15 protein-coding genes, 1 tRNA gene and 1 other annotated feature are annotated in these 18,236 nt (G+C 50.7%); of the genes, 15 read left to right on the plus strand and 1 reads right to left on the minus strand.

Annotation, left to right across the window (positions count from 1 at the left end):
• The first annotated feature begins 141 nt into the window (after nt 1-141).
• The 13 genes from rlmB (at nt 142) to P6M73_RS01945 (ending at nt 9,326) form a co-directional block, all read left to right on the plus strand.
• Nucleotides 142-1,017 (plus strand): 23S rRNA (guanosine(2251)-2'-O)-methyltransferase RlmB, encoded by an 876-nt coding sequence (gene rlmB / locus P6M73_RS01885; protein ID WP_277854469.1) that lies wholly within the window; start codon nt 142-144, stop codon nt 1,015-1,017.
• 258 nt (nt 1,018-1,275) lie between these two features.
• Nucleotides 1,276-1,351: transfer RNA gene (locus P6M73_RS01890), tRNA-Thr, on the plus strand.
• 28 nt (nt 1,352-1,379) lie between these two features.
• The gene (gene tuf, locus P6M73_RS01895; protein WP_277854470.1) at nt 1,380-2,573 is read left to right on the plus strand and encodes an elongation factor Tu; all 1,194 of its coding nucleotides are present in this window, start codon (nt 1,380-1,382) and stop codon (nt 2,571-2,573) included.
• A gap of 118 nt (nt 2,574-2,691) precedes the next feature.
• Nucleotides 2,692-3,837 (plus strand): hypothetical protein, encoded by a 1,146-nt coding sequence (locus P6M73_RS01900; RefSeq protein WP_277854471.1) that lies wholly within the window; start codon nt 2,692-2,694, stop codon nt 3,835-3,837.
• A 293-nt stretch (nt 3,838-4,130) separates the two neighbouring features.
• Entirely contained in the window at nt 4,131-4,280 is a 150-nt protein-coding gene (gene rpmG, locus P6M73_RS01905; RefSeq protein ID WP_277854472.1) for a 50S ribosomal protein L33, read from the plus strand.
• A gap of 20 nt (nt 4,281-4,300) precedes the next feature.
• Nucleotides 4,301-4,498: a preprotein translocase subunit SecE gene (gene secE, locus P6M73_RS01910; RefSeq protein WP_277854473.1), complete on the plus strand. Its 198-nt coding sequence runs from the start codon at nt 4,301-4,303 to the stop codon at nt 4,496-4,498.
• Nucleotides 4,499-4,513: 15 nt separating this feature from the next.
• Nucleotides 4,514-5,044, plus strand: a complete 531-nt coding sequence (gene nusG, locus P6M73_RS01915) for a transcription termination/antitermination protein NusG (protein ID WP_489666462.1) — start codon at nt 4,514-4,516, stop codon at nt 5,042-5,044.
• Between the two features lie 88 nt (nt 5,045-5,132).
• Entirely contained in the window at nt 5,133-5,558 is a 426-nt protein-coding gene (gene rplK / locus P6M73_RS01920) for a 50S ribosomal protein L11 (protein WP_277854474.1), read from the plus strand.
• Between the two features lie 65 nt (nt 5,559-5,623).
• A complete protein-coding gene (rplA, locus tag P6M73_RS01925; RefSeq protein ID WP_277854475.1) occupies nt 5,624-6,307 on the plus strand; it encodes a 50S ribosomal protein L1 in 684 nt (227 codons plus the stop codon).
• A 75-nt stretch (nt 6,308-6,382) separates the two neighbouring features.
• Nucleotides 6,383-6,517, plus strand: a sequence feature (ribosomal protein L10 leader region).
• Between the two features lie 22 nt (nt 6,518-6,539).
• Entirely contained in the window at nt 6,540-7,070 is a 531-nt protein-coding gene (gene rplJ / locus P6M73_RS01930; protein ID WP_277854476.1) for a 50S ribosomal protein L10, read from the plus strand.
• A 70-nt stretch (nt 7,071-7,140) separates the two neighbouring features.
• Entirely contained in the window at nt 7,141-7,509 is a 369-nt protein-coding gene (gene rplL / locus P6M73_RS01935; RefSeq protein ID WP_277854477.1) for a 50S ribosomal protein L7/L12, read from the plus strand.
• Nucleotides 7,510-7,745: 236 nt separating this feature from the next.
• Nucleotides 7,746-9,149 (plus strand): ISL3 family transposase, encoded by a 1,404-nt coding sequence (locus tag P6M73_RS01940; RefSeq protein ID WP_277854478.1) that lies wholly within the window; start codon nt 7,746-7,748, stop codon nt 9,147-9,149.
• 33 nt (nt 9,150-9,182) lie between these two features.
• Complete coding sequence (locus P6M73_RS01945) at nt 9,183-9,326, plus strand: hypothetical protein (RefSeq protein WP_277854479.1); 144 nt, start codon at nt 9,183-9,185, stop codon at nt 9,324-9,326.
• 83 nt (nt 9,327-9,409) lie between these two features.
• On the opposite strand, the gene wrbA is transcribed toward P6M73_RS01945, so the two are convergent.
• Nucleotides 9,410-10,012: an NAD(P)H:quinone oxidoreductase gene (gene wrbA, locus P6M73_RS01950; RefSeq protein WP_277854480.1), complete on the minus strand. Its 603-nt coding sequence runs from the start codon at nt 10,010-10,012 to the stop codon at nt 9,410-9,412.
• Between the two features lie 762 nt (nt 10,013-10,774).
• On the opposite strand from wrbA, the gene rpoB reads away from it, so the two are divergent.
• Both rpoB and rpoC read left to right on the plus strand, forming a co-directional pair.
• Complete coding sequence (gene rpoB / locus P6M73_RS01955) at nt 10,775-14,467, plus strand: DNA-directed RNA polymerase subunit beta (protein WP_277854481.1); 3,693 nt, start codon at nt 10,775-10,777, stop codon at nt 14,465-14,467.
• A gap of 14 nt (nt 14,468-14,481) precedes the next feature.
• Nucleotides 14,482-18,066, plus strand: a complete 3,585-nt coding sequence (gene rpoC, locus P6M73_RS01960) for a DNA-directed RNA polymerase subunit beta' (RefSeq protein ID WP_277854482.1) — start codon at nt 14,482-14,484, stop codon at nt 18,064-18,066.
• The last annotated feature ends 170 nt before the right edge of the window (nt 18,067-18,236 follow it).

The raw sequence follows: 18,236 nt of genomic DNA on the forward strand, positions 1-18,236 counted from the left end.
TGAATTAGCAAGCCGCATATCCTTGGTGGCAGACCGGGGTACTTGTGATCAGGACCGATAAGTACACAGAAAAAATAAATGAAATGTCGTTCTATTGAAGCGGCAAACCAAGCGAGAAATAATCGAAATGAGGAAACAGTAATGAGAACAGGAAAAAGAACTGATGCCAAGAAACAGTCAGGTTCCAGATATTCCAAGCCGAAGGCAGAGAAGGACCCGAACGTCAGAATTGTAAAGCAGATCATTGTCAAGGAACCGGAGCGCAAGGTCGATGAGAACCTGGTATACGGAAGAAACGCTGTCATCGAGATCCTGAAGAGTGATCGCAGCATTGAAGTGATCTACGCCGCCGATGGTGACAAAGAAGGTTCAATCCTTAAGATCCTGGGCATGGCCAAGGATCGAAACGCTCTGGTGAAATTTGTTGACCGGAAAAAGCTGGACCAGCTGACGGACCGGGCAAATCATCAGGGGATCGCCGTACGGGTGACGGACTTCGTTTATTCCGAGGTTTCCGATATTCTGCGCATTGCCAAAGAACGGAAGGAAGATCCGTTTATTATCCTGTTGGATGAAATCGAAGATCCGCATAATCTGGGTTCCATTATCCGTACTGCGGAGCTGTGCGGTGCCCATGGCATTGTCATTCCCAAGCGCCGCAGCGTGGGTGTGACTGCCACGGTATACAAGACGAGTGCCGGTGCAGTGGAGAATATGGCTGTCGCTCGCGTAACGAATTTGGCTCAGGAGACCGAAGAACTGAAAAAGAAGGGTGTATTTATCTATGGAGCGGACATGGAAGGAAGTGTTCTGGCTCATGAAGCGGACTTCTCTGGTCCCTGCGCACTGGTCATCGGCAATGAAGGAAAGGGAATTTCCAGGATCATGCGGGAGAAATGTGACCAGGTAGTCTCCATTCCTATGGTCGGAAAACTGAATTCACTGAACGCTTCAGTGGCTGGTGGAATTCTAATGTATGAAGTGATGAAGGGACGAATCCTGAAAAGCGATAAGTAAACCTATGGATTGATGCTGAGTTGATTCGACAATCTACGGATTTTGATGAAATTTATTAAAAAAGAAGAATTCCGGGAAAATGGCGAAATATCCATTGTGTCCCGGAGTTCTTTCACTTATAATAGTCTTCGGGTCCTTTATAACTGAATATCATTGATAGGATCGCTTGGGAAACCAGGAGATGCCAACAAGGAAATTGTCCGGTTTTCATTGACATGGATGGGTTGCTTTTGGTATAGTTTATTCTATCAGTTTAATGCCCACATAGCTCAGTCGGTAGAGTGCTGCCTTGGTAAGGCAGAGGTCGGCGGTTCAAGTCCGCTTGTGGGCTCCATTTTTATTTATTCACTGGAGGAACAATAATGGGAAAAGCGAAATTTGAAAGAACCAAACCCCATGTTAACATTGGAACCATTGGTCACGTTGACCATGGCAAGACCACTTTGACCGCGGCCATCACGACCGTTCTGTCCAAGAAGGGATACGCCAATGCTACCAAGTATGACGAAATAGATAAGGCACCGGAAGAAAAAGAAAGAGGAATCACGATCAACACCGCCCACGTTGAGTATGAGACGGACAACCGTCACTACGCACACGTTGACTGCCCCGGACATGCTGACTATGTCAAGAACATGATCACCGGAGCGGCTCAGATGGACGGAGCGATCCTGGTTGTTTCCGCCGCTGACGGAGTTATGCCCCAGACCAGAGAGCACATCCTGCTTGCTTCCCGTGTAGGCGTTAACTACATCGTTGTTTTCCTGAACAAGGCAGACATGGTAGATGACCCGGAACTGCTGGAACTGGTAGAAATGGAAGTTCGCGATATCCTCAGCGACTACGATTTCCCGGGAGATGACACACCGATCATCGCCGGCTCCGCTCTGGAAGCTCTGAACAATCCGGAAGATCCGGAAAAGATCAAGCCGATCCTGGATCTGATGGACGCTGTTGACAGCTACATCCCGACCCCGGAAAGAGCAACCGACAAGCCGTTCCTGATGCCGGTAGAAGACGTGTTCACGATCACAGGTCGTGGAACCGTAGCCACCGGAAGAGTGGAAAGCGGAATCCTGAAAGTTGGCGATGAACTTGAAATCGTTGGACTCAAGGAAGAGAAGACAAAGACCGTCTGCACCGGCGTAGAAATGTTCCGTAAGCTGCTGGATCAGGCTCAGGCCGGAGACAACATCGGAGCACTGCTCAGAGGCGTACAGAGAGCTGACATCGAAAGAGGTCAGGTTCTGGCGAAGCCGAACAGCGTGAAGCCGCACAGAAAATTTGTTGGACAGGTATACGTACTGAAGAAGGAAGAAGGCGGACGCCACACCCCGTTCTTTGACGGATACCGGCCGCAGTTCTACTTCCGTACAACGGACGTAACAGGATCCATCAAACTGCCGGACGGCATGGAAATGGTTATGCCTGGGGATCATATCGACATGAACGTTGAGCTGATCACACCGGTAGCCATGGACGAAGGACTCCGTTTCGCGATTCGTGAAGGCGGCAGAACCGTAGGTTCAGGCGTCGTAACCACGATCAAGGAATAAGACATAAAACACCCAGAGGTCAGCCTGTGCTGACCTCTGTTTTATTATTTTGTATTTCCCCCTATGGTGTAGGATAATGGAGATAGAGTATATATGAGACGGGGAGAATAAAATAACCATGGACGAACTGAAAAGAAAGCAATTGATCAGACAAATCGACAAAGGATGGGCGGACCAGGCTTCCTATTTGCTGGGAGTCGATGAATCGGTCAGAGCGAAGGGGAAAAAGGTGGAGTTTCTTCTCTCACTGAGGGATTCAACCCCAGAGCTGCTGCTCTTTATCCTGCATCCTGCCATCCAGGGGGTACTTCTTCATGTCCTGGGTCCACACCTGGGAAAGAAAGTAAGCAAGTCGAAAAAAGAAGCGCTGAACGCTGAAATTCGTGAGATTATTTCTGACCTGAAGGAAGATGGATACCGGGTTGCTGTGCCGAATGATTCGGTGATGTCCTCCCTTGCCTTTGCGGAACTGCTGATCGAAGAGGAGATTTTGCCGGAGATTCTTTTGAAGTGGGATGATGACGTCATTAATACGCTTTCGATGCAGATGATTGCCCGTGAAATCTGGAACCTCATCAATTTCTACGGCTTGATTGAGCCCAAGGAACTCCTGCGGATTCATGCTGCCCTGCGGGACGAACAGTCTCCCCTAGATGAGGACATGCTCCAAACGGCGTACAGCTACATTACCTTGAATTTGTCTCATGATATTTTCAGAGAAGAGTTTGGGGGAGTTGACTATATCGGTTCCGAATATATGAATATTGATGCGGATGAAATTCTGGAGGATCGTGAAGGGTTCGAGGAAGACTACGCAATTCCCGAGCTGAAGGATCTGATCGAAATGGATTACGGCATCAGTGACAAGGATATCATGATGCTGGCTCAATACATCGAGAACTGCTTCCAGGTGACCCCCGAGTTTGAGGAGATTTTAAAAAAATCAGAGCTTATGCATGAATTAATTGTCGCTCTGCGTGGAGACAAAGGATTTGAAATCGAATCCTATCTCCAGGAGGAGTACGGACTGGAGTACAAGGAGGAGAATCCTCAGCGGAGGGATGAGTATTACAAGGAACTGTTTGTTAACACTCCGCTGTACGGTTTGAAAGGTCATACCATCCTGGAACTTGGCTATGAGGAGGAAGACTTCTCGTCATTTGATGAGGGCGATCTGGCCGATGATGATCTTTTGTCTGATGAATTGCCGTTCCGGTTGCTTCGTCCGGGCGATGATCAGGACAACGACGATTTTCTGCATTAGCCTGAACATTATGTTCGGTTCAATCAGCCAATGCAGCCTGCGCATGCATTGGCTGATTGATTTTTTTCGTGTCAGGAATTCCTTGGGGCAGAGCCCCAGCCAAATGTTAGCCCAAACATTTGGCCGAAAATAATAGGAAATGGGTAGGATCCGTGTTATAATGGAAAATGCGTAAATTGGGGAAAAAATATTGACACACCAGGTACTGTGTGATAAAGTTACTTGGTGATATGTCCAAGTGACATATTATTTTTATCCTTAAAAATAGTCATGGGATTTGGAGGTGCAGAAGAGTGAGAGTTAAGATCACAATGGCTTGCACAGAATGTAAGCAGAGAAACTACAACACAATGAAGAACAAGAAGAACGATCCGGAAAGACTTGAGATGGAAAAGTACTGCAAGTTCTGTCAAAAGCACACATTGCATAAGGAAACCAAGTAATTAAGTAAGGATGTGAAGAGATGGCTTCTAAAGAAGGCGGAATCATTAACTTTCTCAAAGCGGTAAAGCGCGAGATCGAAAAGACAACATGGCCAACTTCCGATAAAGTTCAGAAGGCGATCGCAGCAGTAGCTGTCATTGTCCTGATCTATGCATTACTTACTGGAGTATTTGATTTCCTGATCGGTTTAGTCATGCAGTACGTACTGCAGGTATAGGAGACGGAATATCCAATGGAAATGGGTAAAGCAGGATGGTATGTTGTTCATACTTATTCCGGTTATGAGAATAAAGTAAAAGTTAACCTTGAAAAAGCAATTGAAAATCGAGGACTTGAAGCGCTGATCCAAGAGGTTGAAGTTCCACTGGAAGAAGTCACAGAACGCAAAGATGATGGTACCGAAAAGAAAGTTCTCCGCAAGAAATTTCCGGGATACGTACTGGTCAAGATGGTCATGACGGAAGAGACCTGGTACGTCGTTCGTAACATCAGAGGCTGCACCGGTTTCGTTGGCGCTAAGTCAAATAGTCCCGTACCTCTTTCAGAAGAAGAAGTACGCGCAATGGGCATCCGCGAAGTACGCCCGAAAATGAACATCAATGTGGGGGAAGCGGTCACCATTGTTTCCGGTCCCATGAAAAACTTCTCTGGAATCGTCAAAGAAATCCACGAGGAGAAACGTAAGATCAAGGTTGAAGTCATGATGTTTGGCCGGGAAACCATGGCCGAAATGGACTTTGACCAGGTAGAAATCATCAGGTAGTCTATAAAGCTTTTTACAGCTTTTATAGTGGGAGGTCATCAAAACTAAATGGATGGCCGAAATTACCACAATATAGGAGGAAATACGTATGGCAAAGAAAGTCACAGGAATGATCAAGCTTCAGCTTCCTGCAGGAAAGGCCACACCGGCTCCGCCAGTCGGACCGTCACTTTCACAGCACGGCGTCAACATCATGGGATTCTGTAAGGAATTCAATGAAAAGACAAAGAACCAGATGGGTTACATCATTCCGGTAGTAATCACTGTCTACCAGGACAGATCCTTCAGCTTCATCATGAAGACTCCCCCTGCTGCCGTTCTGATTAAGAAGGCTGTAGGAATCGAGTCCGGATCAGGCGTACCGAACAAAACCAAGGTAGCCAAGCTGACCCAGGAACAGCTGAGACAGATCGCAGAGACTAAGATGCCTGACTTGAATGCAGCTTCTGTAGAAGCAGCTATGGCGATGATCGCCGGAACTGCCAGAAGCATGGGCGTCACAGTCGAGGAATAGAATAAGTAACTCACATATAGTGGGAGGCTAAAAAACCGTTATAACCACAAGGAGGAAATGAATAAATGGGAAAGAATTATCTTGAAAGCGCGAAGCTCGTAGACCGCGCTGCACTCTATACACCGGAAGAAGCACTTGATCTGGCGGTTAAGACTGCCAAGGCCAAGTTCGATGAAACCATCGAGCTCCATGTACGCCTGGGTGTTGACCCAAGACATGCTGACCAGCAGGTCAGAGGAGCTGTCGTTCTGCCGAACGGAACTGGTAAGACTGTCCGTGTCCTGGTATTCGCCAAAGGCGAAAAGGCTGCGGAAGCTCAGGCTGCCGGCGCTGATTATGTTGGAGAAATGGACCTCGTTGACAAGATCCAGAAAGAAAACTGGTTCGATTTCGACGTAGTTGTCGCTACTCCTGACATGATGGGTGCCATCGGACGCCTCGGACGTGTACTTGGACCCAAGGGCCTCATGCCGAACCCGAAGTCCGGAACCGTTACCTTTGATGTAACCAAGGCTCTGGAAGAAATCAAGGCTGGTAAAGTTGAGTACAGACTCGACAAAACCGCTATCATCCACGTTCCGATCGGAAAGAAGTCTTTCGGACCGGAAAAGCTGGGCGTGAACTTCAAGGCTGTCATGGATGCGATTGTTAAGGCTAAGCCTGCAGCAGCAAAGGGACAGTACGTGAAGTCCATCTCCGTATCTTCCACCATGGGACCTGGCATCAAGGTTAACCAGAACAAGTTCTAAATCGCTTTTTCTGAATACCATAGAAAGTATTTGACGAATAATATCTTTCATGGTATCCTTGTAAAGCACTCAAAACAAAACTAAATCGATTTTCCAAAGACAGCCGGTAACAGGTAAATCCAGCCGAGGAGATCATTTCATATAACTCATACGAGTTTGAAAAGGTCTTTTTCTGCTGTCTTTGCAGAAAAGACCTTTTTTAGTTACGCACTTTAAAGAGGAGGTGTACAGGTTGTCAAACACGATCAGAGAGAAGAAAGAACAGGTAGTCAGTGAGATCAGAGAACTCATTGATAGTTCCAAGTCTGTCATCGTGGTCAACTATCAGGGTATCAACGTTGAAACGGATACTGAACTGAGAAAGATCATGAGAGAGAATAACGTTCAGTATAAAGTATTGAAGAACACCATGGTTGAACTTGCTATGAAAGACAAGGATGCCGCGGACTTCGTACAATATTTGGATGGACCGAACGCTTTTGCTTTTGGCGCAGATGAAACATCAGCAGCTAAAATCCTTAAGAAGTTCATCGCTGATAAGAAGAAGCTGGAGATCAAAGGCGGCTTTGTGGATGGAAAAGTCTACAATGCAGCTCAGGTTACCGAACTTGCCGATATGCCGTCAAAGGAAGAACTTATCGCCAAGCTGCTCGGTTCCCTCAAGAGCCCAGTATCCAATCTTGTCTACGTTCTGCATGCATTGTCCCCAACCACCAGGTTTACTTACATGGTTAAGGCTCTCGCAGACAAAAAAGCTGAATAACATCGCCTGATGATTTCATCATCAAACGCCAATCAAAAAAACTATAATCAAATTTTGGAGGATATCAAAAATGACTAAAGAACAGATCATTGAAGCAATCAAAGGTATGAGCGTTCTCGAACTGAACGACCTCGTTAAGGCTTGTGAAGAAGAATTCGGAGTTTCCGCAGCAGCTCCCGTAGCCGTTGCAGCAGCACCTGCAGCAGCAGCAGCTGTTGAAGAAGAAAAGACTGAATTCGACGCAATCCTCGCAGTTGTCGGCGACCAGAAGATCAAGGTTATCAAGGTTGTCAGAGAACTCACCGGACTCGGACTGAAGGAAGCTAAGGACCTCGTTGACGGAGCTCCCAAGCCCCTGAAGGAAGCTGTCACCAAGGAAGAAGCAGAAGAAATCAAGACCAAGCTTGCTGAAGTTGGCGCAACTGTCGAAATTAAGTAATTTCCAAGCAACACATGGCGAAGATCTCACGATCTTCGCCATTGCTTTTTTTGCACATCCAAGGTTTATCCCCAAAATTATAATCGTTAATTTTGGGTCAATCACAAATTCTGTGGGATTGACCGACTAGATCCATTCCCCAAACCGGCATAACATTTGATAATAGAACGAGCCCCGCGCTATGATGGAAATGCATCTGGACGGATGTACAAATCCAAACACAGCGGAGGCTCTGAATGAATTATACACAGGATGAACAAGCTAATACAATCACTGATTCCCAAAATTATCTGCACATCCCTTCGTCTCTTATTGGGTTTACTAATACGCATAGTTCACAGCATACTGCCGTTTCCGGTAAAAGTGTGATTCAGTTTCATGGAGTCCTCAAGCTAGATGACACCGATCGCGCCTGCCCCAACTGCGGGGGCTTCATGCACATTAACAATACGTCCTCATGTAGTCTTTGGCACCTGAACTTCGGGCACACTTATACTTCCCTGGAATTCGACAAGAATCAATTACTGTGCCCAACCTGCGGGATCACCAGAGTCCAGCAGGTGCCCTTTCAGGCACAAGGTCATCGGATCACACAAGCCCTCCTGCAGTACACCAGGGACCTTCTCGCCATCGGAACCTACAATCTCAAACAGGTCGCTGAGATTACTGGTCTAGGCAAGAATACGGTCAAAGCGATCGACTTGAAACGCCTGGAGGAAATGTACACCCTTGATGGCAAGCTCACCAAGCCCCAGAGGCAGGCAAAGTACCTCAGTATCGACGAATTCAAGCTTCACCGAGGCCACCAGTACGCCACCCACATCATCGACATAGAGACTGGCCATATCCTCTGGATCGCCCATGGCAAGCGCAAGCAGGTCGTCTATGACTTCATTGAGCACGTCGGTCTCGAGTGGATGGACGGTGTTGAAGCAGTCGCTTCGGACATGAACTCAGACTTCCAAGAAGCCTTTGAGGAAAAGTGCCCCCACATCCAGCCGGTCTTCGACCATTTCCACATCATCAAGAATTTCAATGACAAAGTGGTCGCTGAAGTGCGCAAAGACGAACAGAGGCGTCTTCAGGCGGTGGGTGAGTACAAAGCTGCTGAGTCCCTCAAGAGGACCCGCTATATCCTGATGTCTTCTCGGGAGACGCTGCAGCGCAAAGACCGGGAGGCCGCGGAGGGCAAACCCTTGTCCAAGGGCGGTACGCTCTTCCAAAGGGCAGAGATCACGCGTCGTCCTGGCAGTGAGGAGAAGTACGACCAGCTCATCCAGGAGAACCAGCTTCTGTTCACAGTTGACCTCGTCAAAGAGATGCTCTCGGAGGCGTACAAGGCCGCCAGTGAGCCGGAAATGGCTAGTCTGATCACGGAGGTCATGGAAGTATGCTATGCCTCGGAGAATGAGCACCTGCAGTGGTTTGGGCGCCTGATGGACAGACATTTTGAAGGGATTATAGCTTATGCGACCTACCGTATTTCGAATGGTCAAATCGAGGGGATCAACAACAAGATTAAGACACTACGTCGACAAGGGTATGGCTATCCAGATGATGAATACTTCTTCCTCAAGTTATTCGATATGAGTCGTAAAACGTACGTAAGGAATCCACCATCCCACAGAATTTATGATTGAGCCTATCTTTATGCCCCCAACGGCGGAATCCTGTTGTCCGGTGAGGGAGCCACCCTGTATGGACGAGCCATTGCCAAAGAAGAGGTTAAGTTCGCCGGCGGTAACGCCTCGATCAGCGGCGCAATCAGCGAAGAAGTCTTTAACATGCTGAAGTATCGGATTCGCCTCATCGACTAGTGAAAAACAACTAAAAAATGCAAAAGCCAGTCCCGGATCCATTGGATCCGGGACTGGCTTTCACTATTATGTAGACCGAATAACTATTTCAGCTTACCCGCAATATCCAGCATTCTTCTGACCTGAACTTCAACAGCCGGTTTGACGTTGTCTAGGATGTTGGCGTTCATGTCAACCTGAGTGGAAGCCCCGTAAGGATTTCCGCCGGTGGTGTAGAGGACAGGATCGGTGTAGCCCGGGGATACGACGATGGCTCCCCAGTGGTACATGTTGGTATACAGGGAGAGGATGGTGGCTTCCTGGCCGCCGTGCACATTCTGAGCCGAGGACATGGCGGAAACAACTTTGTTGACCAGCAGGCCCTGTGCCCAGATGGCTCCCTGACCATCGATGAAGAACTTCATCTGCGCCGGCAGCGTTCCATACCGGGAGGGTGCGGAGAAGAGTATGGCATCAGCCCAGACCAGATCATCACTGGTTGCCACCGGTACATCGACCGTTGCGTCAGCATGGGCTTTCCATGCGGGATTTTTTGAGTAGGCTGCTTCCGGTACGAGTTCCTGAACCTTAACGAGGCGAACCTCAGCACCATTCTTTTCGGCCTCTTCTTTGGCCCATTGCGCCATCTGATGGTTGGTACCCGTAGAGGAATAGTACACGATTGCTAATTTAACTTTGTTCTCCATGACTGATCTCCTTTTCATCTGTTTTTTGATTTTTATGTTCTGATATTCCTGCAGTTATTATTCTGGTTTGTTGGTTTAATTTCGTGGTTAACTTTAGTAACCTTTAGTAAGTATAATACCATGGATATCAATATTGTTTGAGAACAAAGCATGAAGGAAGTATTAATAATTACGAAACGTAACTAATGAGACGAAAATTAGCATGATTGCTTCTTCTTGTTATGGATGGTTCGGATTGGTGTGGATTAAGATTCCTTTGGGAAGGAGATGATGCAGGATTTTTGACCGATTCGGTCATTTTTGGATGTGTGGTGGAAATGAAACAGCTGAATCCCTTCTTTGGTCTGTTTATAGTCAGTTTTTAGTTGGAAGTAGAAGATGAGAGTTGAAATGGAGTCTGGAGATCCGAGCTGGCTGGATTTTATCTGGGAAGTCATTATTTTGGTGGAGAATTGGTAAATTATTTGTAAATGAATGAGTAGATGTTGGGAGATTAAATTGAGATCAGTGCTGTTTATTCTGGAAGAAGCTTGATGGGAGCGGGTTGAGGCGAGAAGAGGGTGAATGTTCCGATTTTTTGGAGGTCAAAAAATGGCAAAAAAATAAAGCCGAAAAGTTGACCGGCTGGATTTGGTATAGTACAATATTAAATTGTACCCGTATCGAATTGACAAGGTACGATAAGGTAGTATAATGGTTTATTTGTCTTTATTGTAATGGATAATTGAATCATTTACAAGTTAAAAAGTAAGGGGTGAATTTATGGTACATCCTGTTCCTAACCCAACGGGAAAAAGAACAAGAATGAGTTTTGCAAGAATCAAAGAAGTTGCCAACATGCCGAATCTCATCGAGATTCAGCTTGATTCTTACAACTGGTTCCTGAAGGAAGGCCTGGACGAGGTATTCGAGGACGTTTCTGCCATCACAAATCACGGCGGCAATCTGATCCTGCGTTTCGTCGGTTTCCATCTGGACCGGGACAACATCAAGTACTCCATCGAAGAATGCAAAGAACGAGACGCAACCTATGCGGCTCCGCTGAAAGTTACCGTACGCCTTGAGAACACCGAAACCGGTGAAATCAAGGAACAGGAAGTCTACATGGGTGAATTCCCGCTGATGACCGAGCAGGGCACCTTTATCATCAATGGTGCGGAACGTGTTATCGTCTCCCAGCTGGTTCGCTCACCCGGTGTCTACTACAACCAGAGCTATGATAAATCCGGCAAGAGCCTGTTCTCTGCCACGGTCATCCCCAACCGCGGTGCCTGGCTCGAATACGAGACGGATTCCAACGACATCATCTATATCCGCATCGACAAGACCCGCAAGCTCCCCATCACTGTGATGGCCCGGGCCATGGGCTTTGGATCCGATCAGGAGATCTTCAACTACTTCGGTGACGATGAACGCCTCAAGGCGACGGTGGAAAAGGATGCAACCAAGACCCGCGAAGAAGGACTTATTGAGATCTACAAACGGCTCCGTCCGGGCGAACCCCCGACGGTAGATTCCGCGGAAGCTCTCCTGAACGGTCTGTTCTTTGATCCCAAACGGTATGACCTGTCCAAGGTCGGCCGCTATAAATTCAACAAGAAGCTCAACATCGTCAACCGCATCATCAACCAGGTGGCCGCCGTTGACGTCGTATCGCCCGTGACGGGAGAGATCCTGGCTGAAAAAGGTCAGAAGATCAACCGCGATCTGGCCTTCGCCATCATGGAGAACGGAATCAATTCCGTGGATATCCTGGTGGAAGACCGCATCGTCCGCGTCATCGGCAATCACTTTGTCCCACTGAACCGTTTCGTCGAATTGGAAGAATCCGATTCATTCTATAAGGAAACCGTTCATTACCCGACTCTGATGAAATTCCTGGACGAAGTCGGCCAGGTGGAAGCCAAGGAAATGCACCGCCTCATCCGCGAGCATATCCATGAGCTCTCTCCCAAGCACATCATCCGGGACGACATGTTCGCGACCATCAGCTACGAGCTGGGGCTGCCCATGAACATCGGTGTCGTGGATGACATCGACCATCTCGGTCACCGCCGCATCCGTTCCGTCGGCGAGCTGCTGCAGAATCAGTTCCGCATCGGTCTGTCCCGGATGGAACGTGTGGTCCGTGAGCGGATGACCATCCAGGATCAGGACAACATCACCCCATCGGCACTGATCAACATCCGGCCGGTGGCTGCCGCCATCAAGGAATTCTTCGGATCCTCCCAGCTGTCTCAGTTCATGGATCAGACCAATCCGCTGTCCGAGCTGACCAACAAGCGCAGACTGTCTGCCCTGGGACCCGGCGGTCTCTCCCGTGACCGCGCCGGCATGGAAGTGCGTGACGTTCACCATTCCCATTACGGACGCATGTGCCCGATTGAAACCCCGGAAGGTCCGAACATCGGTCTGATCGTATCCCTGGCCTCCTATGCCCGGGTCAACGAATACGGCTTCGTCGAGACACCATACCGCGTTGTCGACAAGGCCAGAGGCGTCGTAACGGATGAGATCCGCTACTACACGGCCGATGAGGAAGATCTGTACCTGTGCGCCCCTGCCACCGAGCCCCTCGACCAGGAAGGTCACTTCCTGGATGACCGTGTTACCGTGCGCCGCACCGATGAAGTCATCCTGGTACCCCGGGAAGAAGTTGACCTGGTCGATGTGTCCCCGAAACAGCTGGTTTCCGTGGCTACGGCCATGATCCCCTTCCTGGAAAATGATGATGCATCCCGTGCCCTGATGGGTGCCAACATGCAGCGTCAGGCGGTTCCGCTGCTCAAGACCCAGGCTCCGATTGTCGGAACCGGCATCGAGTACCGGGCAGCTTATGATTCCGGCGTTCTGCCCAAGGCCAGACACGACGGAACCATCGAGTATGTATCCGCATCTGAGATTCGCCTGCGCCGTTCCAACGACGGCGGCCTCGACATCATCCGGCTGCAGAAATTCAAGCGGTCCAACCAGGGAACCTGCATCAACCAGAAACCGCTGGTTGCCAAGGGTGACGCTGTTAAAGTCGGAGACATTCTGGCTGACGGACCATCAACGGATCTGGGCGAAATCGCTCTGGGCAAGAATATCCGCATTGGCTTCCTGACCTGGGAAGGCTACAACTATGAGGATGCCATGCTGATCTCCGAAGAGCTGGTCCGCGATGACATCTTTACCTCCATCCATATCGAAGAATACGAGGCCATGGCCCGTGACACCAAGCTCGGACCGGAAGAGATCACCCGCGACATCCCCAATGTCGGCGAGGACGCCCTCAAGGACATCGACGAACGCGGCATCATCCGCATCGGAGCGGAAGTCCGCACCGGAGACATCCTGGTCGGTAAAGTCACCCCCAAGGGAGAGACGGAACTGACGGCGGAAGAACGCCTCCTGCGTGCCATCTTCGGCGAAAAGGCGCGGGAAGTCCGCGATACCTCGCTGCGGGTACCCCACGGCGAACAGGGCATCATCGTTGACGTCAAGGTCTTCACCCGTGAGAACGCGGCAGAGCTGCCGGCCGGTGTCAATATGCTGGTCCGCTGCTACATCGCGCAGAAACGGAAAATCTCTGTCGGTGATAAAATGGCCGGACGCCACGGCAACAAGGGTGTTATCTCCCGGATTCTGCCTGAGGCAGACATGCCGTTCCTGCCGGACGGAAGCCCGCTTCAGATCTGTCTGAATCCGCTGGGCGTTCCTTCCCGTATGAACATCGGACAGGTTCTGGAAGTTCATCTGGGCTGGGCTGCGAAGAAACTCGGCTGGCATGTTGCCACTCCGGTCTTCGATGGCGCGACCTATGAAAACATTGAAGAGCTCCTGGAAGAGGGCGGCTTTGACCGCTCCGGAAAAACCGTTCTGTTTGACGGCCGCACCGGCGAACCCTTCGACAATCCTGTTACCGTCGGTTACATGTATATCCTGAAACTGGCGCATCTGGTCGATGACAAGATCCACGCCCGGAGCACCGGCCCCTACTCACTGGTTACTCAGCAGCCCCTGGGCGGAAAAGCTCAGTTCGGCGGACAGCGCTTCGGAGAAATGGAAGTCTGGGCTCTGGAAGCCTACGGCTCGGCCCATACCCTTCAAGAAATCCTGACCGTGAAATCTGATGACGTGGTCGGACGGGTCAAGACCTATGAGTCCATCGTCAAGGGCGAGAACATCCCGGAACCGGGCATCCCGGAATCCTTTAAGGTTCTGATCAAGGAACTCCAGGCTTTGTGTCTGGATGTCAAGGTACTCAACGAGAACCATGAAGAGATCGAACTGAAAGAATCCGTGGAAGATGAACCAATGTTTGACTTCGCCCCGGAATTCCACAAGGAAAATTTGGAGTTTACCCAGAAAGACAAACTCATCGAAGATGAGAATTCGGAAGAAGCCGAAGTGTTATTCGGTGATGACCCGGACGAGGATGCTGAACTGACGATTGAAGAAGATATGGATTAGCAGGAGGTCCGACCTTGATAGAATTAAATAATTTTGATGCATTGCAAATCGGTTTGGCTTCTCCTGACAAGATCAGAGACTGGTCCCGCGGAGAAGTAAAAAAACCTGAAACAATCAACTACAGAACCCTCAAGCCGGAACGGGATGGCCTGTTCTGCGAGAGGATCTTCGGACCCATGAAAGACTGGGAATGCCACTGCGGCAAGTACAAGCGAGTCCGCTACAAAGGCATCGTCTGCGACCGCTGCGGCGTGGAAGTCACCAAAGCCAAGGTTCGCCGGGAACGGATGGGCCACATCGAACTGGCATCACCCGTATCCCATATCTGGTACTTCAAGGGCATCCCGTCCCGGATGGGACTGATCCTGGATATGAGCCCGCGCTCCCTGGAGAAAATCCTGTACTTCGCCAACTACGTCGTACTGGATCCCAAGGGCACCGGCCTGGCCAAGAAGCAGCTCCTGTCCGAGAAGGAATACCGCGAAGCGGAAGACAAGTACGGCTACAACTCCTTCGTTGCCCAGATGGGCGCTGAGGCTGTGCTCAAGCTCCTGGAAGCCATCGACCTGGAAGCTCAGTCGGAAGAACTGAGCAATGACCTCAAGACGGCTACCGGACAGAAGAAGATCCGGATCATCCGCCGCCTGGAAGTCATCGAATCCTTCCGCAAGTCCGGCAACCGGCCCGAGTGGATGGTCATTTCCGTAATTCCCGTGATCCCGCCGGATATCCGGCCCATGGTTCAGATCGACGGCGGCCGTTTCGCCACCTCCGACCTGAATGATCTCTACCGCCGCGTCATCAACCGCAACAACCGGCTGAAAAAGCTGATGGACCTGCGCGCTCCGGACATCATTGTCCGCAATGAAAAGCGCATGCTCCAGGAAGCGGTGGACGCTCTCATCGACAACGGCCGCCGCGGCCGTCCGGTGACCGGCCCCGGCAACCGCCCCCTCAAGTCCCTGTCCGATATGCTCAAGGGAAAACAGGGCCGTTTCCGGCAGAATCTGCTGGGAAAACGAGTTGACTACTCGGGCCGTTCGGTTATCGTCGTCGGACCGGAACTGAAAATGTACCAGTGCGGTCTCCCCAAGGAAATGGCACTGGAGCTGTTCAAGCCCTTCGTCATGAAGAAACTGGTGGAAAACGGCACCTCCCATAACATCAAGAGTGCCAAGCGCATGGTGGAGCGGGTTCACCCCCAGGTCTGGGACATCCTTGAGGATGTCATCTCCGATCATCCGGTCCTGCTGAACCGCGCCCCGACACTGCACCGTCTTGGAATTCAGGCTTTCCAGCCGATTCTGGTGGATGGACGCGCCATCAAGCTGCATCCCCTGGTCTGTACGGCCTATAACGCCGACTTTGACGGGGATCAGATGGCTGTTCACGTACCGCTGACCATGGAAGCCCAGGCGGAAGCCCGGTTCCTGATGCTGGCCGCCGGAAACATCCTGAAGCCCTCCGACGGAAAACCGGTCTCCGTACCGACCCAGGATATGATCCTCGGTTCCTACTGGCTGACCATGGTCCGCGAGGGATCCCTCGGCGACGGCCGCTTCTTCAAGGATAAGGAAGAAGCCCTGATGGCTTACGGCACCCAGCAGATTCATCTGCAGGCGCCGATCAATGTCCGGATGTACCGGGAAGTGGACGGGGAGCAGAAGGCTGCTATGATCCACACCACCGTGGGCAAGATCATCTTCAATGAATCCATTCCCCAGGATCTGGGCTTTGTGGACCGGGAAGATCCCGCCACCATGTTCAACCTGGAAATTGACTTTCTGGTCACCAAGAAGAACCTGGGCAAGATCATCGATAAATGCTACCTCAAATACGGTCCCATTGAGACCTCCAAGATCCTCGATGAGATCAAGAGTAAGGGATTCCATTACTCCACGCAGGGCGCGGTCACCGTTGCCATCTCCGACATGGTGGTTCCCGAAGCCAAACACATCCTGCTGGAAGAAGCCGATCAGACCATCAAGAAGATTGAGTCCATGTACAACCGCGGGCTCATCACCGATGAGGAACGCTATCAGTCCGTCATCGACAAGTGGACCAAAACCACCGATGGCGTGGCCAAAGCCCTGATGAAGTCTCTGGATAAGTTCAACCCCATCTTCATGATGGCGGACTCCGGAGCCCGAGGCGGCGAATCCCAGATCAAGCAGCTTGCCGGAATGCGCGGCCTGATGGCCAACCCGTCCGGTAAGACCGTTGAAATTCCGATCCGGGCCTCCTTCCGTGAAGGGTTGGACGTGCTGGAATTCTTCATCTCAACCCACGGCGCCAGAAAGGGTAATGCCGATACCGCTCTGAAAACGGCGGATTCCGGTTACCTGACCCGTCGTCTGGTTGACGTATCCCAGGATGTTATCGTCCGCGAGGATGACTGCGGCACCGACGAAGGTATCATCATTCATGATGTCAAGAACGGCAACGAAGTCATCGAAGGACTGCAGGAACGTCTCACCGGCCGGTTCCCGGCCCAGGACATCCTGCATCCCAAGACCGGCGAAGTCCTGGTTGCCAAGAATGAATACATCAATCCCCATCTGGCCGAAGAAATCGTCAAGAGCGGCGTGACCGAAGCCAAGATCCGCTCCGTCTTTACCTGCCAGACCCGGACCGGTGTCTGCGCCAAGTGCTACGGCATGAACATGGCTACTGCCCGTGAGATCAACATCGGAGAAGCGGTCGGCATCATTGCCGCCCAGTCCATCGGTGAACCGGGTACCCAGCTGACGATGCGTACGTTCCATACCGGCGGTGTCGCCGGATCCGATATTACTCAGGGTCTTCCCCGTATCGAAGAACTCTTCGAAGCCCGCAAGCCGAAAGGTCTGGCGCTGGTTTCCGAGAATGGCGGTACGGTGCGCATTGAAGAGACCAAGAAGAAACGGATCATCTATGTCACCTCCGAGGACGGCGTGGAAACCAGCTACGACATTCCGTTCGGCTCCCGCATTGCGGTCGCTGACGGCGATGTGGTCAATGCCGGTGACGAACTCACCGAAGGTTCCATCAATCCCCATGACATCATGCGGATCAAGGGAGTCGACGGGGTTCGCCGCTACATCCTCTCCGAAGTTCAGAAAGTTTACCGCGGACAGGGTGTTGATATCAATGACAAGCATCTGGAAGTCGTTGTCCGTCAGATGACGCGCAAGATCAAGATCGCCGATGCCGGCGGTACCGAACTGCTTCCCGGAACTCTGGTAGACTTCTTCGATTTTGATGAAGCCAACCGGGTTGCCGAAGAAAACGGTCTGGTTCCGGCTCAGGGCGAACAGGTCCTGCTCGGAATCACCAAGGCCTCCCTGGCCACGGATTCCTTCCTGTCGGCCGCTTCCTTCCAGGAAACGACCCGCGTCCTCACCGACGCCGCCATCAAGGGCAAGATCGATCCGCTGCTGGGTCTGAAGGAAAATGTCATCATTGGTAAGCTGATTCCGGCCGGAACGGGCATGACCCGCTACCGCGCCATCAAGCTGAACACCGATGACGTGGTACCGGTGGAAGAACATGTCCATGCCAAACCGCGTGAACTGTCGGAGGAAGATCTGCTCGACTTCAATGAGGACGACCAGGAGTAATCCAAAGTTTCAAATGTCACGGCGGGCAAATGAAAGTTTAGCCCACGAGAAGCATTGACACTGCCAATACATCAGTGATAAAATCAACTTTGTGCGACAAAACCGAAGGGGAAGTATTTCCTTTCGGCTTTTGTCCGCGAAGTGAGGTTGATTTTTTTCATAAAATCAGT

The organism is Anaerococcoides asporogena (assembly GCF_029590275.1).
In the GTDB taxonomy this organism is placed as follows: Bacteria; Bacillota; Clostridia; order Clostridiales; family Clostridiaceae; genus JG1575.